Source organism: Denitrificimonas caeni DSM 24390 (assembly GCF_000421765.1).
Lineage (GTDB): Bacteria > Pseudomonadota > Gammaproteobacteria > Pseudomonadales > Pseudomonadaceae > Denitrificimonas > Denitrificimonas caeni.
Window position 1 is genome coordinate 90475 of the sequence record NZ_ATXQ01000005.1, and the last position, 23577, is coordinate 114051.

Annotated in this window: 24 protein-coding genes; 11 read left to right on the forward strand and 13 right to left on the reverse strand. The window is 48.7% G+C overall.

Annotated elements, in window-relative coordinates; all coding sequences use genetic code 11:
- Nucleotides 1–12: 12 nt before the first annotated feature.
- From H591_RS0108930 to H591_RS0108960, 6 genes are all read right to left on the reverse strand, one after another.
- Entirely contained in the window at nucleotides 13–282 is a 270-nt protein-coding gene (locus H591_RS0108930) for a K+/H+ antiporter subunit F (RefSeq protein WP_022966610.1), read from the reverse strand.
- Nucleotides 267–773, reverse strand: a complete 507-nt coding sequence (locus H591_RS0108935; protein WP_022966611.1) for a Na+/H+ antiporter subunit E — start codon at nucleotides 771–773, stop codon at nucleotides 267–269. Before H591_RS0108935 ends, H591_RS0108930 begins: the two co-directional genes overlap by 16 nt.
- Nucleotides 770–2272 carry a monovalent cation/H+ antiporter subunit D gene (locus H591_RS0108940; protein ID WP_022966612.1) on the reverse strand — a complete coding sequence of 501 codons (1503 nt, stop codon included), beginning with the start codon at nucleotides 2270–2272 and terminating at the stop codon, nucleotides 770–772. The genes H591_RS0108935 and H591_RS0108940 overlap by 4 nt, the downstream gene beginning before the upstream one ends.
- The gene (locus tag H591_RS15120) at nucleotides 2269–2670 is read right to left on the reverse strand and encodes a Na+/H+ antiporter subunit C (RefSeq protein ID WP_022966613.1); all 402 of its coding nucleotides are present in this window, start codon (nucleotides 2668–2670) and stop codon (nucleotides 2269–2271) included. Before H591_RS15120 ends, H591_RS0108940 begins: the two co-directional genes overlap by 4 nt.
- Nucleotides 2670–5462, reverse strand: a complete 2793-nt coding sequence (locus H591_RS0108950) for a monovalent cation/H+ antiporter subunit A (RefSeq protein WP_022966614.1) — start codon at nucleotides 5460–5462, stop codon at nucleotides 2670–2672. The genes H591_RS15120 and H591_RS0108950 overlap by 1 nt, the downstream gene beginning before the upstream one ends.
- A gap of 212 nt (nucleotides 5463–5674) precedes the next feature.
- A complete protein-coding gene (locus H591_RS0108960) occupies nucleotides 5675–6139 on the reverse strand; it encodes an outer membrane lipoprotein (RefSeq protein WP_022966616.1) in 465 nt (154 codons plus the stop codon).
- An 84-nt stretch (nucleotides 6140–6223) separates the two neighbouring features.
- On the opposite strand from H591_RS0108960, the gene H591_RS0108965 reads away from it, so the two are divergent.
- Nucleotides 6224–6460, forward strand: coding sequence for a hypothetical protein (locus tag H591_RS0108965; protein ID WP_022966617.1), 237 nt, complete (start codon nucleotides 6224–6226; stop codon nucleotides 6458–6460).
- 11 nt (nucleotides 6461–6471) lie between these two features.
- On the opposite strand, the gene pdxH is transcribed toward H591_RS0108965, so the two are convergent.
- Together pdxH and H591_RS15125 are read right to left on the reverse strand one after the other, a co-directional pair.
- Nucleotides 6472–7128: a pyridoxamine 5'-phosphate oxidase gene (pdxH, locus tag H591_RS0108970; RefSeq protein WP_022966618.1), complete on the reverse strand. Its 657-nt coding sequence runs from the start codon at nucleotides 7126–7128 to the stop codon at nucleotides 6472–6474.
- 44 nt (nucleotides 7129–7172) lie between these two features.
- Entirely contained in the window at nucleotides 7173–7781 is a 609-nt protein-coding gene (locus H591_RS15125) for an OmpA family protein (protein WP_022966619.1), read from the reverse strand.
- 421 nt (nucleotides 7782–8202) lie between these two features.
- On the opposite strand from H591_RS15125, the gene H591_RS0108980 reads away from it, so the two are divergent.
- The 3 genes from H591_RS0108980 (at nucleotide 8203) to H591_RS0108990 (ending at nucleotide 10430) form a co-directional block, all read left to right on the forward strand.
- A complete protein-coding gene (locus H591_RS0108980; RefSeq protein WP_022966620.1) occupies nucleotides 8203–8520 on the forward strand; it encodes an Arc family DNA-binding protein in 318 nt (105 codons plus the stop codon).
- A gap of 137 nt (nucleotides 8521–8657) precedes the next feature.
- Nucleotides 8658–10007 (forward strand): substrate-binding domain-containing protein, encoded by a 1350-nt coding sequence (locus tag H591_RS0108985; protein ID WP_022966621.1) that lies wholly within the window; start codon nucleotides 8658–8660, stop codon nucleotides 10005–10007.
- Nucleotides 10008–10148: 141 nt separating this feature from the next.
- Entirely contained in the window at nucleotides 10149–10430 is a 282-nt protein-coding gene (locus tag H591_RS0108990; protein WP_022966622.1) for an HU family DNA-binding protein, read from the forward strand.
- A 72-nt stretch (nucleotides 10431–10502) separates the two neighbouring features.
- On the opposite strand, the gene H591_RS0108995 is transcribed toward H591_RS0108990, so the two are convergent.
- Complete coding sequence (locus tag H591_RS0108995; RefSeq protein WP_022966623.1) at nucleotides 10503–10844, reverse strand: YggL 50S ribosome-binding family protein; 342 nt, start codon at nucleotides 10842–10844, stop codon at nucleotides 10503–10505.
- Between the two features lie 256 nt (nucleotides 10845–11100).
- Between H591_RS0108995 and dacB the strand changes: the two genes are divergently transcribed.
- The 3 genes from dacB to H591_RS0109010 all read left to right on the forward strand — a co-directional run bounded on the left by dacB (nucleotide 11101) and on the right by H591_RS0109010 (nucleotide 17067).
- Nucleotides 11101–12525, forward strand: a complete 1425-nt coding sequence (dacB, locus tag H591_RS0109000) for a D-alanyl-D-alanine carboxypeptidase/D-alanyl-D-alanine endopeptidase (protein ID WP_033421078.1) — start codon at nucleotides 11101–11103, stop codon at nucleotides 12523–12525.
- A gap of 238 nt (nucleotides 12526–12763) precedes the next feature.
- On the forward strand, nucleotides 12764–14029 hold the full coding sequence (locus H591_RS0109005) for an OmpP1/FadL family transporter (protein WP_022966625.1): 1266 nt from the start codon (nucleotides 12764–12766) through the stop codon (nucleotides 14027–14029).
- 197 nt (nucleotides 14030–14226) lie between these two features.
- Nucleotides 14227–17067: an aconitate hydratase gene (locus tag H591_RS0109010; protein WP_022966626.1), complete on the forward strand. Its 2841-nt coding sequence runs from the start codon at nucleotides 14227–14229 to the stop codon at nucleotides 17065–17067.
- Nucleotides 17068–17154: 87 nt separating this feature from the next.
- Here the strand turns inward: H591_RS0109010 and H591_RS0109015 are convergent, their stop codons facing one another.
- The 4 genes from H591_RS0109015 to H591_RS0109030 form a co-directional block, all read right to left on the reverse strand.
- Entirely contained in the window at nucleotides 17155–17460 is a 306-nt protein-coding gene (locus tag H591_RS0109015; RefSeq protein WP_028244308.1) for a BolA family protein, read from the reverse strand.
- A gap of 8 nt (nucleotides 17461–17468) precedes the next feature.
- Complete coding sequence (locus H591_RS0109020) at nucleotides 17469–18797, reverse strand: spinster family MFS transporter (protein WP_022966628.1); 1329 nt, start codon at nucleotides 18795–18797, stop codon at nucleotides 17469–17471.
- 132 nt (nucleotides 18798–18929) lie between these two features.
- On the reverse strand, nucleotides 18930–19712 hold the full coding sequence (locus H591_RS0109025) for a hydroxypyruvate isomerase family protein (protein ID WP_022966629.1): 783 nt from the start codon (nucleotides 19710–19712) through the stop codon (nucleotides 18930–18932).
- The gene (locus tag H591_RS0109030; protein WP_022966630.1) at nucleotides 19712–20602 is read right to left on the reverse strand and encodes an NAD(P)-dependent oxidoreductase; all 891 of its coding nucleotides are present in this window, start codon (nucleotides 20600–20602) and stop codon (nucleotides 19712–19714) included. The genes H591_RS0109025 and H591_RS0109030 overlap by 1 nt, the downstream gene beginning before the upstream one ends.
- A 93-nt stretch (nucleotides 20603–20695) precedes the next feature.
- Between H591_RS0109030 and H591_RS0109035 the strand changes: the two genes are divergently transcribed.
- From H591_RS0109035 to cobS, 4 genes are all read left to right on the forward strand, one after another.
- Nucleotides 20696–21010 carry a DUF2288 domain-containing protein gene (locus H591_RS0109035; protein WP_022966631.1) on the forward strand — a complete coding sequence of 105 codons (315 nt, stop codon included), beginning with the start codon at nucleotides 20696–20698 and terminating at the stop codon, nucleotides 21008–21010.
- 110 nt (nucleotides 21011–21120) lie between these two features.
- Nucleotides 21121–22176 (forward strand): nicotinate-nucleotide--dimethylbenzimidazole phosphoribosyltransferase, encoded by a 1056-nt coding sequence (gene cobT, locus H591_RS0109040; RefSeq protein ID WP_022966632.1) that lies wholly within the window; start codon nucleotides 21121–21123, stop codon nucleotides 22174–22176.
- Entirely contained in the window at nucleotides 22176–22790 is a 615-nt protein-coding gene (locus H591_RS0109045) for a histidine phosphatase family protein (protein ID WP_022966633.1), read from the forward strand. The genes cobT and H591_RS0109045 overlap by 1 nt, the downstream gene beginning before the upstream one ends.
- Nucleotides 22787–23557, forward strand: a complete 771-nt coding sequence (gene cobS, locus H591_RS0109050; RefSeq protein ID WP_028244311.1) for an adenosylcobinamide-GDP ribazoletransferase — start codon at nucleotides 22787–22789, stop codon at nucleotides 23555–23557. The genes H591_RS0109045 and cobS overlap by 4 nt, the downstream gene beginning before the upstream one ends.
- Nucleotides 23558–23577: the final 20 nt, after the last annotated feature.

A 23577-nucleotide genomic window follows, 5' to 3' on the forward strand; every position in this document is an offset into this window, starting at 1 on the left:
TAACATCCCAACCTATTCAATAATATCGCCGCGCAATAAGTATTTACACAGCACTACGGTGCTGAAAAATCCAAACAAAGCAATCAGCAGTGCCGCCTCAAAAAATAACCGACTGTTTAGCAATACACCAAACACCACTAACAGTGCTAAGCCATTAATATACAAGGTATCCAGCGCTAAAATGCGGTCAACTGCGTCTGGACCACGCAGTAACCTGTAAAAATTAAGCAATAAGCTGATACCAAACATAAACATGCTGATATAAATTACAACGCTGAGCATGCAAACGCCTCCTTTAATGGCTGTTCATAACGCCGCTTAATTTCTGCAATCAGCGCTTGTTCATCCTCACAATGCAATGCATGTACGGTCAGTATTGAACGTTCTCGATCAACACTGGCCGCCACTGTACCTGGCGCTAAAGAAATAGCACTGGCCAATAGAAAGATCGCAATATCTTCTTCTAACTCGCAGGGCACTTGCACCCAGCGCGGTTGCAAATCATCGATCTTTTTAAAAGCTAAACGCGCCACCTGAAAATTCGCCACGATGATGTCTGTCAGCATATGCCAGATAAACACAAACAGGTATTTCCAGCTGCGAATACGCGGCAAGCTTGGCCACCAAGTGCTGGTCAGTCGCGGAATCAAAATTGCTAAAAAGCTGCCCAGCAGCCAATGCCCGACCGAACTAAAATCATCGACCAGTAGCATCCACACCATTAATAAACCAAAACTGCCTAATGGATGGGCAAACCATCTTGCACGACTCATAGCGCGCCCTCCAATTGCATGGCTTGTAAATAGCTCGCCACATCAAGGATCTGCGCCGCCGCCGCTTCGCTATAGCTGATCACTGGCTGAGCAAAAACCACCAGTAACGGACTACTCAGCAGTAAGGCCATAGTGATGGTCAGCGCAGTTTTATCCAAGGGCGCAGCATGGCTGGGTGCATTGTGCTGACGCCAAAACAACAAGCTCCCAGCGCGACTTAAACCAATCACACCGATAAGACCCGAACCTAAAACCACTGCCCACAACTGCCAAGCGGCATCACCTGATACAGCCTGCAGCAATAGCACCTTGCCAAAAAAACCGGAGAACGGCGGTAGGCCGGCTACAGCAATCGCGGCCAAGAAAAAACAAATACCCAGTAAATGCGGATTCAATAAGATCGGCCCAACTTTAAAACTACTGCCCAGATCGCCACGCTGTTTCGCAATGATGTCAGCCAGCAAGAACAAACCTGCAATCACCCAGGTACTGTGTATTAAATAATATAAAGTTGCACTTAACGCTGCTTCCGAACCGAGCGCAATACCCGCCAATAAAGTACCCACTGAAACCAAAACTAAGTAAGCCAATAAGCTGGTCAAACTACTGGCAGCAAAAGCGCCTAACGCAGCCAACAGGATGGTTGCCAACGCCAGTATCCACAGTAGCTCAGTGCCCAATCCGCTGGCAGTACCAGCTTGCTCACCAAACACCAAGGTGCTAAAGCGTAAAATGGCATACAAACCCACTTTGGTCATGATCGCAAACAGTGCAGCCACCGGCGCAGTGGCGCTGGCATAAGCGCGTGGCAACCAAAAGTGTAGCGGTAAAAATGCTGCCTTGAGACCAAACACCAAGATCAACAAGGCACCAGCCACTTCGAGTAAAAATAATTGATCGCCTTCTGCTTGTGCTACAAATCGCGCCAGATCAACCATGTTCAGGGTGCCGGCCACTCCATAAAACAGCCCTGCTGCAATTAGAAACAGTCCGGAGCCAATCAGGTTAAGAATCACATAATGCAAAGCTGCTCGGATACGCGCTGCGCCTAAGCCATGCAGCAATAAAGCATAGGAGGCAATCAATAAAATCTCGAAAAACACAAACAGATTAAACAAATCACCGGTTAAAAAAGCGCCATTAATACCAGCTAATTGAAACTGCAATAATGCGTGAAAATAACTACCGCGCAGATCATCACCGCGCAAGGCATAAAAAGTGACGAAAACCGCCAGCACTGCGGTGACCAACAGCATCAAGGCACTGAGGCGATCAAGCAGTAAAACAATCCCAAATGGCGCCGACCAATTCCCCAGCGCATAGACTTGAATCTGTCCGTTGCTGGCCGTCATTAATAAATACACTGCGCACAGCAGCAGTAATACGACACTGACGGCGCTGATCGAACGCACCAAGCCCAGCGGACTGCGTGATGATGTCATCAGCAATGCACCACAAATAAGCGGTAACAGTACAGGTACTAGCAGCCAATGATTCATCGTGCCACTCCTTTGCGTTTTTTCTTAGCTTGCACGGTTTTATTCGCAGCTTTACTTGGCTTTTTCAATGGTTTAGCTTTTTCCACGCCATCCACATGATCACTGCCCAATTCAGTATTGGCGCGCAAAGCCAGAATCAAGACAAAAGCCGTCATCGCAAAACCAATCACAATGGCCGTCAACACTAAAGCTTGTGGCACCGGATCTGTGTAACTGGTGGCATCACTCAGCACGGCAGGCTTTCCTGTGTGCAAACGTCCCATTACAAATAAAAACAAGTTCACTGCGTAGGAGAATAAGGTAAGACCCAATGCCACGCTAAAGGTGCGTGCGCGCAAGATCAGATACACCCCGCTAAAGGTCAGCACGCCAATGGCAATTGCGACTAATAATTCCATTACAGCTTCTCCGGCAGTTTCACGCTGTGACCAATGCGCCCTACACCACTCAAAATCAACAGAGTGCCGCCAACCACAGTCAAATACACACCCAAATCAAATAGCATCGCTGAAGCCAATTCAATCTCGCCAATCAACGGTAGATTAAAGTGCCCAAAGGCGGAGGTTAAGAAGGGATAACCCAATAGCAAGCTGACCAGGCCTGTTGCTGTCGCAATCAAGACACCGCTCGCGGCAAGGTTTGGAAAGCGCACACCCATGCGGGTTTGCACCCAACGCTGTCCATACGCCACTTGCAAGAGAATCAATGCCACAGCAGTAATCAAGCCGGCAATAAAGCCACCGCCAGGCTCGTTGTGCCCGCGCAAGAAAATAAACACTGACACCAATAGCGCCAATGGCAAAATCAAGCGTGCCAGCATGCCAAGCATCATTGGGTAAGCTTCGCTAGACCAAGCACGCCCTTGGTTATCAACACGCGATCGTGGTAACAACATACCTTTCAATAAGGCGACGGTGGCAATCGCAGTAATGGCTAAAACGCTGATCTCACCTAAAGTATCGAAACCACGGAAGTCGACTAAAATAACGTTAACCACGTTAGTACCGCCGCCGCCAAGCAGACTGTTGGCCAAGAAAAAGTCCGCAATACTTTGATAAGGTCTGGTCAACACCGCAAAGGTAAGAACCGCCATTAACACCCCGCAACTGGCGGCAATACTAAAATCACGTAAATGCAACAAACTGCTCGACTCAGCAGGCGCTTTTGCAGGTAAAAAATACACTACTAACAGCATCAGCAAGATGGTCACTACTTCTACCACCAGTTGCGTTAAGGCAAGGTCAGGTGCCGAGAAGCGGGCAAACACCATGGCCACGATTAAGCCTACAACACTCAGCATCAATAGCGCGGTCAGGCGCTGGCGATGGAAACCCATAGTCAATAAAGCAGCACCTGTCATCACCAGCAAACCCAAGGCCGTTAGTGGATCAACCGGCGTTAAAGCAATCTCCCCAGTGATTCGCGACAAAGGTGTTAAACCCGCTACGAGGACAACAATCACAGCCAGCAATAACAGGCAGATATAACGCTGCAATGAGCCATTTTCGATACGCGCTAAAGTGCGCGATACCAAGCCATATAAGAAACGCAGCGTATTTTCAAAAATAACCCGCGCATTGATATCCGGCAAACCTTCATACCAACGAAACAGCGGCGCGCGCTGAGCATAAACGATAATACCGCCCACCAAAGCAATGCAACTCATCAGTAATGGCATATTAAAGCCATGCCAAATCGCCAAGTTATACTCAGGCAAGGCGTGTCCTAAACTCGCTTGCGCTGCTGACGCCAATAAAGAGTCAATGGTAAACGCCGGCAACATGCCCACCAGCAAACAGCAAAACACCAGCACTTCCACTGGGATTTTCATATAACGCGGCGGCTCATGCGGCGGGAACTTAGGTAAATTAATCGGCGTGCCATTAAAAAACACGTCATGAATAAAGCGCAACGAATACGCCACAGAGAACACGCCAGCGATGGTTGCCATGGTCGGCAATAGCCAACTGAAACTGCCTAACAAGTGCTGATGTAGGGTTTCCGAAAAGAACATCTCTTTACTTAAGAACCCATTCAATAGCGGCACGCCGGCCATTGCCGAAGACGCCACCATCGCCAATACCGCTGTGTGCGGCATGTATTTCCACAGTCCGTTAATTTTACGCATATCACGACTGCCGGTTTCATGGTCAATGATCCCCGCAGCCATAAATAACGATGCCTTGAACGTCGCATGGTTAATAATATGAAAAATCGCTGCCACTGGAGCAAAATCAGAATCGAGGCCAAAGAGTAAGGTAATCAAGCCTAAATGACTGATAGTGGAATACGCCAATAGCCCCTTAAGATCATGCTGAAACAGAGCAGTCACCGCACCGATCAATAATGTAATTAAACCGGTAAAAGTTACCAAGTAAAACCACCAGTCGGTGCCTGACAGTAATGGATATAAGCGCGCTAAAAGAAACACCCCAGCTTTCACCATGGTTGCTGAATGCAGATACGCAGAGACCGGAGTTGGCGCTGACATCGCATGCGGCAACCAAAAGTGAAATGGAAACTGTGCCGATTTGGTAAACACCCCCAGCAACACTAAAACCAAAGCTACTGGATACAAGCTGTGCGCGCGCAGCACATCACCGGCCGCTAATACATCACTCAGCTCATAGCTACCCACCACATGGCCAATCACCAAAATACCGGCCAACAAAGCCAAACCGCCGCCACCTGTCACGGTGAGCGCCATACGGGCGCCTTGACGCGCAGCAGTTTGTTGACTCCAAAAGCCAATCAACAAAAATGAGGAAAGACTGGTGAGCTCCCAAAACATCAGCATCAACAGTAAGTTACCGGCCAGAACTAAGCCGAGCATTGAGCCCATAAACAACAAAAGACAGGCAAAGAAACGCGCCACACGTTCTTGTTCAGACAAGTAATAACGCGCGTAAAGGATGACCAGCAGGCCAATACCAAGAATGAGTAGAGCGAACAGAAAACTCAGCCCATCAAGTCGAAAGCTGAGATTCAAACCAAGCTGGGCAATCCAAGGGTAACTGACAGCAACCACTACGCCATCAAGAACCTGCGGCGCTTGACTGAGTAACAATGCCAAACCAATGGCTGGCGCTAAAGCAGCAGACACAGCAATCGCGGTGCGACCGCGTTGTGCGACTAAAAAAGGTAATAACACAGCAATAAAAGGTGCGAACACCAGTGCCAATAAAAGCATAACAGCCTCCATGTTGTTCTGCCGGACGAACAGGAGACACCCAGCGTGATACGAAAACGCGCATTATTCAATACTGAGCAAATAATGTCTGCATGTAGTGTATTACAAAATAAGACCATAGCCTTTAGTCAGTCGCCAAAGAGCCTATTTATAAAAAACGCCCTGGCGAATAACAACTTCGCACAGGGCGTATTCAATCGCGATGCAACCTTTTAAGGTGCTACGCGACTCTGTCCATTGACATTGGTAATGCGCACACGCTGGCCAACACGAAACACTTGGTTCGGTTCAACCGCTTGCACGTAAGCACGCAGTGCACCGTCATCTTCACGTACAGTGATCTCTACACCTTGGGTGCGAGTAATGCCTTCTTCTGCTGCAGCGCCGGCCAAGCCACCAGCAACAGCACCAATCACTGCAGCTACAGCACTACCACGACCGCCACCGATTGTGCTACCGGCTACACCACCGACAACTGCACCAGCACCAGCACCAATAGGTGTTTTAGTCCCTTCAATACGCACGGGACGCAATGATTCAATGGTACCCATGCGAATAGTCTGCACTTTACGCGCATCGGCACGCGAGTAGGTATCGCCACTTAGGCTTGAAGCACAACCGGTTAAAAGCATGGTAAATGCTGTGAAAGTTGCGGCTAAAATAATAGACTTGCGCATCTGCAGTACTCCTTAATATAAATATTCTTGCTGTTTGTTAGACAGCTTAACACTTTAAATGTTACCACCAACCATGAGGGCACTATGGATTATTTTATTGTTGCGGTTGCAACGCTGTCAGGTTTGTATTTTCACTGGTGGATTTATGTGCGCATTAAGCGCTGGATTAATCGTGACCTTGCTCTCTCAATGGCGCAAGGTGATAGCGCTAAGCAAGCCTACATGTTAGACAAGCTTGCTGAAGCGCAAACATTAAAAGTCAAAAAGGCAGAACTACAAAACTGGTTACAAAACGCCGCTGATCAATACCCAGCACGCTGAGCATCTGCTACCTAAGGCGACAGACGCTCTCGCAACCACTGGTTACCTGCTTGCAGTTGATAGCTTAAGCGATCATGCAGGCGGCAGGTCCGTCCCTGCCAAAACTCGATGCGTTGCGGCAGTAAACGGTAGCCACCCCAATGTTCTGGTCGTGGAGGCTGCTGGTTATCAGCAAAACGCAGTTCTACTGCAGCTAGAGCCTCTTCCAATTCCTCACGTCCAGACAAAAGCTGACTTTGCGCTGAAGCCCAAGCGCCATGACGACTACCTAGTGGGCGCAGATTAAAATAAGCATCCGACTCTGCCGCGCTAACACGCTCAATCACACCTTCAATGCGCACTTGGCGCTCTAAAGCTGGCCAGAAAAAAGTCATTGCAGCGTGGGGTTGCGAGCTTATTTGCTGACCTTTAGCACTTTCATAGTTGCTATAGAAAACAAAGCCTTGCTCATCTAAACCTTTGAGCAGCAACACTCGACAATGCGGCTGCCCTGCCTGATCAACTGTAGCCAGCATCATGGCATTGGGCTCGACCGGCGGTTGCTCGGTAGCTACTGCATCATCAAACCACTGTTTAAAAAGCGGCAAAGGCTGATCTGGAGCGAGCTCTTCAAGTAAGCCATCGCGGGTATAATTACGGCGCATATGCGCCAATTGCTCAGTACTCATTACCGCCCCTCACAAGTAAAAATCAAGCATAGCGCACAGCGATATTACTGACCCTGACTTAAAGCAAGCTGACGTACATAAGCTGGATGATACACAGCCATCATGCCCTGCACTTCAATACTGGGCATGACAATAATTTCGACGCGATGGTTTTGCTGATTACTTGTTGATTGATCCAGTAAATAAGAACTGCCCATACCTAAATGACGCATACGACCGCCTTTCAAACCACTCAAGCGAAAAATAGAGGCTACTGAGCGCGCTCGATCAGTACTAAGCTTCTGATTATCTGCGGATTGAGCCGCGTGACCTAAAATCAACACAGACGACTCAGCGTCGGCTTCTAGCAGCTTAGCGATACGGGTAATCGGACCTAAAGCTGCAGGTAACAACAAACTTGGACGATCTGGGTTAAAAGCGTACTGAGCCGGAGCGGTGACCACCCAGGCATTGTCTTGTTTGCGCAAGGTGAAAACTGAACCCTTAATCGAATCACGCAGCAACGATTCTTTTTCGCTTAACCAAACAGCAGCATCTGGCTTGATGATTTCTTGCTTCACCGCCACGTCTTGGTTTTTCGGTGTTGACGAGCACGCGGCAAGAAGAGAACAAGTTAGGAGCAGTGCTCCACGAATAAATAGACGATTCATCATGCTTTTAAACTCAAATCAGGCTCATAAAATTCTGTATAAAACAGTGCGCATCCAACGCTCGACATCCTAACAACAGTGTTGCACGATTTCCATGACATCTATAGTACCGAATTCACACCATAGAGTTGCAGGTTTTTAATAGTGTAACGGCGGCCGGATAATTCCTATGAAAGCCAGCATAGGAAATAACCACAATGTAACTATGAATACGTGCATAGCATGCCTGCGCGCCATTACCCACCCACATTCAAAATCAGTTATTTTGTTTGTATATTTATAATATAGCAGTAGAATAATGCCAATCATTTGACGCTTGTTTTTTGACAGCGAAAAGACAAACACTCCAAAGCTTCAATGGAACAATTTCGATACAATAATATCCAATTGGAAATGATTGGTAATTTACTGTGGTGATTACGCTATGAACCTTAAAAAAAACACAGCTTATTCGAGTAGAACTGCTGACAAATTTGTTGTCCGTCTACCCGATGGTATGCGCGATCGAATTGCCGAGGTCGCACGCGAGCAACATCGCAGCATGAACTCAGAGATTATCGCTAGACTTGAAAGTAGTTTGCAGCAAGACGGCGTGCTCATCCAAGATAACTCTTTGCGCATTGACAGCCCTGAACTAAATCACCACGAACGTGAGCTTTTGCAGCGTTTTCGTCTACTGGCACAACGTCAACAAAACGCGCTATTAGCATTAATTGCAAACGATATCCAAGACGAAAGCTGATAGTAATACGCTTTACAGAATCAACTGCTTGCTCCAAACGGCTAAGCAATCAAGATATGCGCGTCACAAGCATGTCATCTAACTGTCATACTTCTGCCTTATTGTGCTTGCATCTTTTCTGATCCAGGCGCAAGTCCATGCAGTTTTTTACACATTTTAAAAGTTCGAAAATATGCAGCGCTCTTTACTTATATGGTTTACTTTTTAGCACCTTAAGTATCGCCGAGCCTTCGCAAACATTGAGCATCTATGGCTCAAACACCATCGGCAGCCGCCTTGCGCCTGCACTCGCTGAAGGTTTGCTACAGCGGCAAGGCTTTACACATATAGAATTACAAACAATCTCAGATACCAACCAACAGATTATTACTGCAGGCTTGTCCTCACTAAAAACTGACACTCGCATTGACATCCACAGTCAAGGCTCTAGCACCGGCTTCGTCGCTCTATATGAGAAGCAAGGTGATATAGCGGCTTCTTCGCGACCTATCAAAGAAAGTGAGGTCAGTCTTCTGAGTCCGCTTAGTGATATGCACAGCAAAAACGCAGAGCATATTATTGCCATCGACGGTCTCGCGATTATCGTGCACCCAGACAACCCGATTAACGACTTAAGCATCACCCAGCTTGCGGACATTTTTTCTGGCGACCTCAATGACTGGAGCATGCTTGGAGCTCGCTCAGGTTCCATTCGGATTTATGCTCGCGACCATAACTCAGGTACCTGGGAGACATTCAAAGAGCTGGTTCTCTCGCCGACAAACAAAGCTTTATCAACCCAAGCGCAACGTTTTGAGTCAAGCGAGCAGCTCTCAGCTTTAGTCAGCAAAGATCCTAACGCGATAGGCTTCATTGGTTTGCCTTATGTGCGAGAAGCCAAAGCCCTTGCTGTTTCAGCAGGAGAAACCCTCGCGATGTATCCTTCGGTCGAACTGATTGCCACCGAGGATTACCCATTATCGCGACGTTTATATCTCTATAGCGCAGAACATGAAAGCAACCCTCTTGCCCAAGATTTCTTAGCCTTTGCGCAAAGTGACGCTGGACAAAGCCTAGTCGAAAGCAATGGTTTTATTAGTCAAACTGTTAGTGCGATGTCAGTCGTTGCGGACGACAGCATGCCTTTGCAATATCAACAGTTGGCTCAGCAGGCACAGCGGCTTTCGGTGAACTTTCGCTTTAAGGAAGGCAGTGCTCAACTTGACAACAAAGCACATCGCGACATTGATCGCGTATTAGCTTATCTGCGCAAGCACAACAAAATGGAAAACAAATTGGTATTGGTCGGCTTTGGTGACATTAAGTCTGATCCAGAGCGCGCACTACTGCTATCGAAACTACGGGCTATGGCTGTGCGCCGACAATTACATAATAACGAAATCATTTTTCGCGAAATCTTCGGCATTGGTGATGCCATGCCGGTTGCCAGCAACAACCTTGACCAAGGTCGGGTTAAAAACCGCCGCGTAGAATTGTGGATTTATTAACCGAAAACACTGATAAAGAGCATGCTCCATCACTGTTTAGTGCTTTAGAACGCATTTTAAATGGTTTTGTTAGCCGGTTCTCTACGCATCAGCAAAAATTCATGCTACTTTGCAGTCTTTACCCACCTCGGAGCGTTACTTATGGCCCTTAGCAAAGATCAACTGATCAATGAAATCGCCGAAGCGACTAATTCAACTAAAACTCATATCCGCGACGTACTTGATCAGTTGAGTCAAGTTGTCAATGACGCACTCGACAACGATGGCGAAATCACTTTACCTGGCGTTGGCAAACTTAAAGTTGCAGAGCGTCCAGCTCGCACTGGCCGTAACCCGCAAACAGGTGCAGCGATTGAAATTGCAGCGAAGAAAGTGATCAAACTGGTTCCAGCTAAAGCACTGGTTGACAGCATCAACAGCTAAACTGTTGCTTTGTATACCCCAAATAAAAAGGGGGAAGCACTTTAGGCTTCCCCCTTTTTATTTGCTTATAATTTAAGCTTGTGCAACAGGGTTATCTGGATACCAGACATCCAGCAATGGGCTGATTTCAAATGAGCTCACTTCGTTACGAGCCTTCAACCATGCGTCAACAATCGCACGCTGCTCTTCAGTCACTGAACCGCGCTTGCCTGAACAGATAACAGCAAATTCTTCACCACCAATCAACGCCATACCGTTACTTTCGATAGCATCAACCACTAGATCAGCAAAAAACGCTTCAATAGCTGCGTCTTCAGTACCTTCTGGGTAGCTTAACTGCAACTCGAAACCTAACTCTTGAAACTCATCAACACATAATTTTTTACGCAAACGACGTGAGCGATTAGTAGCCATGAAAAACCCTCCTAATAATAGTTGACGGATATTAGCAGCTTTAGCGAGTAAAAACGCCTTTGACAAAGAAATTACAGTGCGAATGCCTTTCACTTAGGTGAATAGCGCATAATATCGACAGTAATCTTTATATCGCTGTATTTTTGAAGGTAACATTATTGTGCTGACATCATTTTTTAAAGCCGTATTTTCCAAATCTATTGTTCACAGCAAACCCTCACCAACGCGTAAAAAAGTAGCACGCTCACCGATTGTCATGTGCCTCGCAGCTTGTGTGATGGCCTCTAGCGCCAGCGCCAACCAACTGCCCTCGCCTAGCATCAATAAAGCGCTTAAAGCCAATAAAATAAATAGCGAAGCGCTTTCAGCCGTCACTATCCCTCTTTCAGGCCCTGGCAAAAGCGCCTTTATGAATGCCGATGTTCTAATCAACCCAGCGTCCACCATGAAACTGGTTACCACCTACGCTGCCTTAGAGCTGCTCGGTCCTGCATTTCAATGGAAAACCGAGTTTTTCACCGACGGCACACTGAAAGATGGCGTTTTAGACGGCAACCTTTACCTCAAAGGCGGCGGCGATCCAAAACTCAATATGGAACGTTTATGGCTGCTGTTACGTGATTTGCGCGCCAATGGTGTGCGCCATATATCAGGTGATTTAATTCTCGATCGCAGCCATTTTGCACCACCTCCTGTCAGCGTGTTTGATGACGATCAAAATGATCAAAGCAAACCTTTTTTAGTTGAGCCCGACTCGCTATTGATTAACTTTAAATCACAGCGTTTTATCGTCCGTGGTGAAAGTAATGGTGCGCAAGTGGTCATGGAGCCGCCGATTGGCAGTATCGAACTGATTAATAACGTTAAACTGCAACCGGCTAAAAATTGTAACAACCCGGTTATTAGTTATCTGCCGCAAGATGATGGCCACACTTTAACCGTCACTGTTAGCGGTCATATCGCACCCGGTTGCAGCACGCAAAACTATTTATCCTTGCTCGATCATTCACGCTATGCCGCAGGTATCGTACGCAGTATCTGGCAAGAAATGGGCGGTACTATTTTAGGCAACGATATGCTTGGGCAAACCCCAAAGGATGCGCGTTTACTGGTGCGCGCCTACTCGCCTGACCTGGTTGAAGTGATTCGTGACATTAACAAATACAGTAACAACACCATGGCCAAGCAGTTGTTTTTAACCATTGGCGCACGCTTTCGTAACGCTGCCGACAGTGACGATGCTGCTGCAGCTAGACGCGTAATTAACGATCTGTTTATTAAAAAGAAAATCGCCACCTACGGGCTCATTGTCGAAAATGGTTCAGGCTTATCGCGCAAAGAACGTATCAGTGCACGCCAACTTGGCATGATGCTTGAGGCGGCATGGAAAGGCCCTTATGCGGCTGAATTTATTTCCTCTTTGCCAATTGTCGCTATGGACGGCACCATGCGTCGCCGCTTACGTAACAGCCAACTGGCGGGTCAAGCCCATATCAAAACTGGCACATTGAATAACGTGCGCGCCATTGCCGGCTTCAGTCGCGATATCAACGGTGATGCTTGGGCTGTTGTGGCTATTATCAATCACCCACAGCCTTGGGGTGCATCAGCCATTCTTGATCAAGTTTTATTAGATATCTTCAGTCAGCCCAAGCGTACTGGCAATAACCTTGCGCGCTAACTGAGAGCGGCAATGCCTTTCGGGTATTGTCGCTATCGCCTTCGATCACTGTTAAACCGAGTCTTTTCTATAAAAGCCAGAATTGTCCGACAATTATTTAGAAAACGACTAAACACCTGCTTTCATTCATAAAAAAGCCAATTTATAGCAATTCTTATTTACTTAGACGCTATTGATCCTTGGCGCTCATAAAAAAGCTTGCTAACGTGGCGCGATTTTAAAATTCCGGAGCTCTACCATGCGTTTTCCTTTTATTCGTAGCGCCTTAGCTATCAGCCTTTCTTTAGCCAGCAGCACTCTTTTTGCTAACGGCCTGTCTTTGAACGAACAAAGTGCCAGTGGTGCAGGTACTGCTTTTGCCGGTCGCGCTTCTTCTGCATTAGATGCCAGCACCATATTCGGCAACCCTGCAGGTTTGTCTAAGCTCGAAGGTAAGCAAGTCAGTGGCGGTTTTGCAATCGTTAAAGCCAACGTTGATATCAGTCGCGTTGATACCGATGCTCCGGGATCCAGCAAAGGCGATATGGTGCCTTTAGCCAGCGTACCTTTTGCCTTTTTCGCCATGCCCATTGATGAAAAATGGAACTTTGGCTTAGGTATGTACGTACCATTTGGCCTTATCAGCGACTATGAAAAAAGTTTCCAAGGCAGCAGCCATGGTCAATACAGCAAAGTTGCGGTGATGACCCTACAACCCACATTAAGTTATAAAATCACTGATCGCGTGGCAGTCGGTTTTGGTCCAACCCTCAATAAAATCGATGGCAAGCTGACTAACACATTGCAAACCCGCGGCTTGAGTCCAACCGGTCAAGACACACTGATCAATATTAAAGGCGACGATACAGCGCTGGGTTACAACATTGGTTTAATGGTTGATTTAAGCGAGCAAACCACTTGGGGTATTACCTACCACTCTAAAGTGGATTACACCTTAGAAGGCCGCACCAAGGTGTATAACGCTCCGCTACCGGTGAATGGCGAATACAAAGCCACTCTAGACTTCACAACACCTGAGTCAGTTGATACATCCATCAGTCATAAACTGGATGACCAGTGGACCTTACACGGCGGTTTAACTTGGACACGCTGGAGTCGTTTAGAGTCGATTGAAGCAAAAAACCAAGGTGTACCAAGCGCCGTACAAGGACAATTCGGTGTGCTACGCGAAGAGCTAAAATGGCATAACACTTGGGCCTATTCAATCGGAGCCAGCTACCAAGTAAATCCACACTGGGTGTTGCGTACCGGCTTTGCCTTAGATCAGTCACCGACCACCAATGAATATCGCACCGTGCGCATACCTGTTGGTCACCGTAAAATCCTAACCTTTGGAACTGGCTGGCAAGCCAGCGACAACCTCACCATTGATTTGGCTTACGCCTATATCAGAGAAAACACAGCTGGCGTGAATCAGCAAGCAAGCGCTTTCCGCCCTGCTTATAGCGCCACATACCGCAACAGCGCGCACGGTTTTACCGGCCAAGCGACTTGGAAGTTCTAAGTTAGCAACGCGCTAAGCAACTCAATAGCCGCAGCTGTGAACACTCTGAGAGGAGTGCTCCATCTGCGGTTTTTTTAATCCATCTACAACGTTATTCCGACAAACCTTTGACCGCGACCATTGTCCAGCTTGTACATTGTTCACCAGATAAGGCTATGCTGTAGACCAATGAGTCACAGTTAGAAGAGGATAGCGTCATGCAAACAGTTCCATTTAATCCCAGTCAACTGCACCATGCTTTCACATTAAGCAATGGTAAAACGCTAAAGTATTGTTCTTTACCTGCTCTTAAAAATATCGGCATTGACTCCGTCTCGCGTCTGCCTATTTCAATACGTATTATTTTAGAATCATTAATCCGCAACACCGATGATCATCGCATCACTTTTGAACATGTTCAGCAACTGGCCAACTGGCAACCTAATGCGCCACGTAATGAAGAAATACCTTTTATGGTCGCGCGCGTTGTTCTCCAAGATTTCACCGGTGTACCTCTGCTCTGCGACTTAGCCGCAATGCGTAATGTCGCCGAAGAGATGGGCAAACCGGCTAAAGCCATTGAGCCGCTGGTGCCTGTCGACTTGGTTGTCGATCACTCGGTGATGGTGGATTTCTACAACAGCCCCGACGCCTTAGAAAAAAACATGGCCATGGAATTTAAGCGCAATGGCGAGCGCTATCAGTTTTTAAAATGGGGCATGCAAGCCTTTGACACATTTAAAGTAGTGCCTCCTGGCTTCGGTATCGTCCACCAAGTGAACCTTGAATACCTCTTCCCTGGCATTCAAGAAAAAGACGGTATGGCCTACCCAGATACACTGGTTGGTACTGACTCACACACCACCATGATTAACGCGCTTGGCGTAGTTGGCTGGGGCGTTGGCGGTATTGAAGCGGAAGCGGCGATGCTCGGTCAGCCACTCTACATTCTCACTCCTGATGTCGTCGGCGTGCACCTCAGTGGTAAATTGCAAGAAGGTATGACCGCCACCGACTTGGTGCTTACCGTTACCGAATTACTGCGTAAAGAAAAAGTCGTCGGTAAGTTTGTCGAGTTCTTTGGTGAAGGTGCTAAACACTTAAGCCTCCCTGATCGCGCCACACTGGCCAATATGGCTCCTGAGTACGGCGCGACGATGGGCTTTTTCCCTGTGGATGAAGTGACCTTGGAATACATGCGCGGCACCGGTCGTCAAGACATCGACATTGAAGCCTGTGAAGCCTATTTCCGCGCCCAAGACATGTTTGGTATTCCTACAGCGGGCGAGATTGATTACAGCCAAGTGGTTGAATTGGATCTGGATAGCGTACGCCCATCTTTGGCGGGTCCAAAACGCCCACAAGACCGTATTGCGTTACCGAATATGCATGACAGTTTTACTTCGTTATTTAGTGAGAGCATTGCCAGCGGCGGCTTTAACAAAGACGCTTCGGAGTTGGACAAACGCTATAGCACTAGCTGCCCACTTATCCCTGTTGTCAATAATGACTCGCCTCAGCCTCAGCGTCCAATGGCTCGCCAAGAAGTGGAGATGATTGATAACCGCTTAGAAACTCCAGTTGGAGACAGTGGCGAGCACTGCACCACGCCGAGCAGCATCGACCTAGGCCACGGCGATGTATTGATTGCCGCTATTACCTCCTGCACCAACACCTCCAACCCTAGCGTATTGCTGGCGGCTGGATTGTTGGCGAAAAAAGCGGTGGCGCTGGGTCTGAGCGTGCATCCGCGAGTAAAAACATCATTGGCTCCAGGCTCTCGGGTCGTTCCTGAGTACCTTGAAGCAGCGGGTCTGCTCGGTAGTCTTGAAACCTTAGGTTTTGGTGTCACCGCTTTTGGTTGCACCACCTGTATCGGTAACGCCGGTGATTTACGACCAGAGTACAACCAGTCTATTGTTGAAAACGACATTGTCGCAGCGGCGGTACTTTCAGGTAACCGCAACTTTGAAGCGCGTATTCATCCAAATATCCGTGCTAACTTCTTAGCCTCACCGCCCTTAGTCGTGGCCTTTGCTTTGGCTGGCACCGTCAATATCAATCTTGATAAAGATCCGTTAGGCACCAGTAAAGACGGCAAGCCGGTTTACTTGAAAGACCTCTGGCCGACCAATAGCGAGATCCAAGCCTTACTCGGCAAAGCGATGAACCCTGCGGTATTCCGCGACAAATACAGCGACTTCAGTAAAGACAATAAACTCTGGACCGATATTGAAAGCGCTAAGGGTTTGGTCTACGACTGGCCAAAATCCACCTATATTGCCAAGCCGCCGTTCTTCTCTGACTTTACCATGCAGCCCAAAGCGGTCGCGCCAATCACTGATGCTCGCGCACTCATGCTTCTAGGCAATTCGGTCACCACTGATCACATCTCCCCTGCGGGCTCATTCAGTAGCGACTCACCTGCGGGGCAATATCTGATCAGCCATGACGTACAGCAATCAGATTTCAATACCTATGGTTCACGCCGCGGTAATCACGATGTCATGATTCGCGGCACCTTTGCCAACGTACGAGTAAAGAACCTGATGCTACCGCCCACCGAAGATGGCTCACGCATTGAAGGTGGCTTTACTTTGCTCGATGGCAAGCAAGTGGCTGTTTACGATGCAGCGATGGAGTATATGCAGCGTGGCACACAGACGATTATCTTTGCTGGTGAAGAATACGGTACTGGCTCAAGTCGTGACTGGGCGGCGAAAGGTACTCTACTATTGGGTGTCGGAGCAGTTATTGCACAATCGTATGAGCGTATTCACCGTTCCAACCTCGTTGGCATGGGCGTCTTACCGCTGCAGTTTGTTGATGGTGCGTCCTACAGCTCGCTGAATATCACAGGCGAGGAAACCTTCAGCATTCTTGGTGTGGACAGCAGTATGCAACCGCGCCAGCAGTTCACCTTAGCCATCACCCGCAAGGATGGCAGCGTTGATAAGGTGCCTGTGTTATCTCGTATCGACACGCCGATTGAAGTTGAGTACTACCGTCACGGCGGGATTCTGCCGTACGTACTGCGGGATATTTTAGCTAAAGCCTAAAACGGTCTGCGTTAAAGCAAACGGCCAGCACCCTAAATTTAGGGGCTGGCCGTTTTTTATTGGCAGCAATAGGCTGAGTTGAAGCGCTTACTTATCGTGCAGACTGCCACCACGGCAGTGCGGAGAATCAGGAATAGCTTGCTCTGCTTGCCACTCATCAGGACTGAAAGTATGCAAGGCTAAGGCATGAAATTGCTGCATTAAATCGCCCAGCGCCGCATAGACCTTTTGATGGCGCTGCACTTTACGCACACCATCAAATGCAGCACTGACCAGCACCACTTTAAAGTGACTTTCTTTACCACGGCTATGCATGTGGCTTTCATCGCCCACTTGCAACACTTGTGGCTGTAAAGCAGCCAAAGCCGTTTCGATTTTTTGCAACATCATCACTGACTTCCTCATTGTTGCGCTGACTGCGTCATTTTCTGCGCATCCGCTCTAAATGTACGAATCGCAATCAGCAAAAACACACCGGTTAAACCCATGGTCACCGGGACTAAATACAAGGCGTTATGCAAACCAATGGCGCGAAAAACTTCAGTCATTTCACTGGCGCCAGCCAACAGCATGGCTTGATTAGCAAAGTAGTCAGATAAGCCGCCAACCATCACTGGGCCTAAGCCACCACCAAGCAAATACAGTCCGGCAAAAAACAAAGCCATTGCCGTGGCACGCAAACGCGGTTCAATCACATCTTGCACGGCAGTATACACGCAGGTATAGAAGTTATAAGCAAACAGCCAACCCACAGCAAATAGGCCGACAAAGATCGCCACATCAATTTCACCGGCCACTAAGGCAACACCGGTAAAGACGCAGGTCAGCAATAAACTCACCGCACCAAATAACAAACGACCATTGCGCACGCGCACATGTAAACGGTCAGCAATCCAGCCGCCCAGCGGCAAAGCGATTAAACCGGTCACACCAACAATCACGCCAACCGACATCGCCGCCTGGGTCAACTCTAAACCAAAGTAACGCTGCAGCATCGGCACCATAAAGGTCGTATTGGCGTAGGTAGCAAAGTTGTAACAGAGCCCTGCCAACATCAACCACCACATGGTTGGTATGGCTAAAATCTTACGAATCGGTTGATGAATGGGGGTGGTCTGCACCGCCACCACTTCAGCGTCACCACGCTTAGGCTCGCGGATGAAGAACATAAACAATGCTAAGACAATACCTGGTACTGCGGCAATAAAAAACGGCGCACGCCAGCTATCAAAGGCCTTCACTATCGCACCAGTGGTGAAGAAGGCCAATAACAAGCCCAGCGGTAAGCCGAGCATAAAGATACCCATAGCACGCGCACGACGGTTAGCTGGAAATAAATCACCAATCAATGAGTTGGCCGCAGGACCATAGCTGGCCTCACCGACGCCCACCCCCATACGCACCAGTAAAAACCCCCAGAAACTTGTGACAGCACCGTTCACCGCGGTCAAACCACTCCACACCAGCAAACCCCAGCCCATAATTTTTTTACGCGAACCGGTATCGGCCATGCGCCCTAATGGTAAGCCAGCAATAGCATAAACAATGGTAAAAGCGGTACCTAATAGACCGATCTGAAAGTCGCTTAAACTCCACTCAAGACGGATGGGTTCAATGATGATGCTCGGAATCGCGCGATCAAAGAAGTTAAATAAATTGGCTAAAAACAGCAAAAACAATACGCGCCAAGCGTTATCAGCCTGTTTTGATTGATGCGGTAAATGCGGCATAAAATTCCCTATTTTTTTATTATTGTTGATAGCTCATACATCTATAGAACTAAATCTGCACAACTATTTAAGGTCATACTTTTCAATCTAGCAAAACACACACACATCCCCCATCTGCATTTCAGCTGCAAACTATTGAGCGAAAGGCGCACGGCTGAGCCATGCCAAACTTTTTTGTGTACTACTGCTCGGTCGGTATTCCGCCGCCAGTGCACCTTGATAGCCTGACTGTTCCAGTCCCTGACGCATAGCATTAAAATCAACCGTACCAGTCCCCGGTTCGCCACGTCCTGGATGATCGGCAAACTGCACATGCGCGACTTTGCCAGCTAATACCGCTAACGCATCCTCAACGCTGATGCCTTGACGTGCCATGTGGTAAACGTCCAATTGAGCAAAGCAATTGTCGTGACGCACCTCAGTTAAGAGTTCGTTTAAGTGTTGCGGGGTATTGATTAAAAAGCCAGGCATATCAACCGGATTAATGGCTTCACATAAGACTTTGATATGTAGACGATCAAAGGCCTGCGCTGTTTCGCGTAAATTAGCCGCTAACGTCGCCAGTGCCGTATCACGGGAAACGCCTTCAGGTAAACGCCCTGCTAACACATTGACCATGCGTGGCCGCACCATAAGTGCGTAACTCAACGCTTCATCCAAAGCATCGGCAAACTGCTGACGACGCTTGGGATGACAAGCTAAACCAGCGCCGCCTTGCATCAAGTCACCGGCAGGTAAATTAATTAACACTAGCGGCATCGCGCAGCGCTGCAGCTCTTCTTTCAGTTGCAGGGCTGGCACCTCATAGGGGAACTGGATTTCCACGCCAGAAAACCCTGCCGCTGCTGCCGCACGCACGCGCTCTAACAACGGTAGCTCAGTAAACAACATGGATAAATTGGCCACAATGTCCATTATTTATCTCCGCTATAGAGTTTGATCAGGGTTGCCGGATCCGCCGCTAAATGTCCCTGCGCGGCATGGCTACGCATCAACTGCGCTGCGAGACCACTCATTGGTGTCGCAGACAGATGGTTATGGGACAGCTGCACAGCCATATCTAAATCTTTTAACAAGGTGCGCACATGCCACTTTACTGGCTCAAACTCACGCTCCGCCATTTGTGGTGCAAGGATTTGCAAAGGCTTGCTGTCCGCAAAACCGCCAGCCAAGGCTGGCGCTAAGAGCGACGCATCAACACCGGCCTGCTCAGCCAACACCACCACTTCCGCAATCACCATGGCATTACATGCCACCAGCATCTGGTTGCAGACTTTAGTCACCTGCCCTGAGCCCACCGGCCCCATGTGAGTAACGCGTTGACTGAGGTGCGCTAACACCGGCATTACTTGCGCCAAGGCATCCGCATCACCACCCGCCATCATGGCTAAGCTACCGGCCTCAGCACCACCAACACCGCCAGACACCGGCACGTCCAACCATTGCGCGCCACAGCCCTCGGCGAGCTGTTGCGCCATACTGCGGGTTGCCGCAGGCTCAATACTGGAGAAATCCACCAACACCTGCTTATGGCTCATCGCGGCAGCAATGCCCTGCTCAGCAAACATCACCTCAGATACGGCCTGCGTATTAGCCAAGCACAGCATAATGATATCGGCTTGGGCGCAGAGTTCGGCACGCTGTAAAACCTGCTGCGCACCTAAGGCGACCAAGGGCGCACACTTATCAGGATTACGATTCCAAACCACTAGTGGATAACCCGCTGCTAGCAAGCGCTGGCACATGGGCAGCCCCATTAAACCGATACCGGCAAAGGCTAAGCGAGGTAATGACGATGCGCGCATAAAACTCTCCAATTCACTCGACACTGAAGTTTTGCCCCTTGGGGGGATAGTGCAACTCAGGCTATCATGCCCACTTTTGTTGCGAGAAAAAACATGTCAAACGAAATCAGTGACTTATATGCTCAGCTTCTTGGTCAAACAGCGCAGATGAGTTGGGCTGAAATTATGCCGATTTTTGCTAAAGGCATGGTGCTTTGGATAGCCAGTGATCAAGACTTAGTGGCCGTGGCCGAACAGATTATCAATGACGATAAAAAGACAATCAGTGCGCTGATGCAGCAAAAGGCATTGCATAACTTAAAAGATGAGCAAGCCCTGGACTTTCAACAACGCGATCCCGAACTCTGGGCTGTCGTGGTCGCACCTTGGCTGATAGTGCAAGAGCGTCAAACAGCGACAACTCACTAAAATCTCTGGCAAAGCAGCAGGTTTAATCTTAAAAATAGTGGTTGTTACGTCTTTTATCAATGACTTGGCAACAAGCGACACTCTTTCAAAATCATCATTAGGCGCAAAGCATGACTGATACCCATTGGTGGTTAGACGCCACAGACCCACTGTCTGATAGCGCACGAGACAATGCGCAAGCGCATCAAAATCAACTGACTAAACCGCAAGGCTCGTTAGGTCGTTTGGAAAGCATTGCCATTGAGTTGGCGGCGATGCAAAACACGAGCAAACCGCAAATCAAACAGCCCCACATGTTGGTTTTCGCCGGCGACCACGGCGTTGTCACGCAAGGTGTCTCAGCCTTTCCGCAGTCGGTGACCATTGCCATGCTAGCGAATTTTGTCAATGGTGGTGCTGCAGTTGCCACTTTGTGCAAACAACAAGGCATTCAACTTAGCGTTATTAACTGTGGTACCGCTGCGAACTGTGAGCATTTAACTCAGATTACTCATAAGCCCATCATGGCCGGCACTCACGACTTCTCTCAGCAAGCTGCCATGAGCAATGAACAGGCGCTGGCGGCCTTAAGTTTAGGTAAAGAGCAAGCAGAACAGGCTCATCAGCAAGGCTGCGATTTTCTGATGTTAGGTGAAATGGGCATTGGCAATACCTCAGCCGCCAGTTGTTTAAGCGCTCTGCTGTTGGAACAAGACGTCAGCGATTTAACCGGTCCCGGCACTGGCGTTGAAGGTGCGGCACTAACTCGTAAAAAAGAAATTTTAACTGCCAGCGTGGCCCGCGCGAAGCTGCTGGTTAAAAATCCATTAGACGCCTTAGCGCAAGTGGGTGGGCTGGAAATCGCTGCCATCGCCGCAGCTTATATACGCGCCAGTCAGTTGGGCATGCCCTGTTTTGTTGATGGTTTTATTACCACGGCAGCGGCTTTATTAGCAGTTAAATTAAACCCTGGGGTACGTCAGTGGCTGCTGTTTGCCCACCATTCGGCTGAATGCGGACATAGCGCCTTACTCAGCGCCTTAGATGCAGAGCCGCTCCTACAGTTAGGCATGCGCTTAGGCGAAGGCTCGGGCGCTGCTGTGGCTTATGCAACCGTCCAGCAAGCGCTGACTATTCATAACAATATGGCCACCTTTGCCCAAGCCGCTGTGGAAAACAAAGCCTGATGATCACCACTTACATCGATATTATCCGCCACGGTGAACCGGTCGGCGGCCGAGTCTTTCGCGGTCGCACTGATCATTGCTTAACCGAGCGCGGCAGTGAGCAGTTTCAGCAGCGCATTGAGCGTTTAGGTCAGCGTTGGCAGCACGTGGTCAGCTCGCCCTTGCTGCGCTGTAAGCAATCCGCGCAGTGGCTGGCCAGTACACAAAATATCCCGCTCAGCATCGAAGCCAATTTAGCGGAAATTCATTTTGGCGAATGGGAAAACCAGTTGGTCGATGCAGTGATGGCTGAGCAAAGCATCAGTCAGATGTGGCAAGATCCAATGAACTTCTGTGCGCCACAAGGCGAACCCACTGCGGCATTACAACAGCGTGTTTTAGTGGCTTGGCAACAGTTGTTAAAAACTCATCAAGGCCAGCGCGTGCTCGTAGTCACCCACGGCGGTGTGATCCGCATGCTGGCGCAACATTTATTAGAACTGACCGCCAACGGCATGAGCAAACTCAGCTTACCTTACGCAGCGGTGATAAGTTTCAAGGTCATCGACAGTGAATATGAAGGTCAAGCCCAGCAATGGGTCAGCCTCGAAGGCATGGACGGAACAGAATTATGAGCACCTACTATTGGGGCTTTTGGTATGCGCTGATTTTCTTAAGCCGTGTGCCAGGGCCTTATTTAAAACGTATCGATAAAGAGGTACAGCAAGCGGCAATGTGGTTTTATCCCATCGTCGGCGCCATTCTAGGTTTGCTCTTAGTCAGCTTAGTGCTGCTGTGCTACCTGTATAACCCACAGGCATCGTTCTTATTAGTAGCGGCATTGCTGCTGGCGCTCTGGGTGTATTTTACCGGGGCAATGCATCTGGATGGCGTCGCCGATACAGCCGATGCTTGGGTGGGCGGTTTAGGTAATCACGAGCGTACCTTGGAAATCATGAAAGACCCAAGAGTGGGAGCCATGGCCGTGGCGGCAATGATCGTGGTGTTACTGGTAAAATTTGCCGCAATTGCCGCGTTACTCGAACAGGCGCACAGTGATCTTGGCTTACTGCTGGGTGGTTTACTGCTGATTCCGATGCTCGCCAGAGCTGGCATTATCGGTTTAATGGCGACAACGTCTTATGTGCGCAAGCAAGGCATGGTCAGTGACACACAAAGCGCTGCGACTAAAAGTAAAGTGATGATAATGAGTGCTGTGTTGGCGCTATTAGCCCTGCCGCTACTGCAAGAAAAAGCACTGCTGATTCTCTTAGTCTGGCTGGCAGTCTTAGTCGGTTATCGCGCTGCACTTAAAAAACGCTTGGGCGGCTATACGGGCGACACCCTTGGTGCTGCAGTAGAGATTCAGGAAGCCGTGCTGCTGGTTGCTCTAGCTTTATAGAGTGATAAAGTCGATCACAG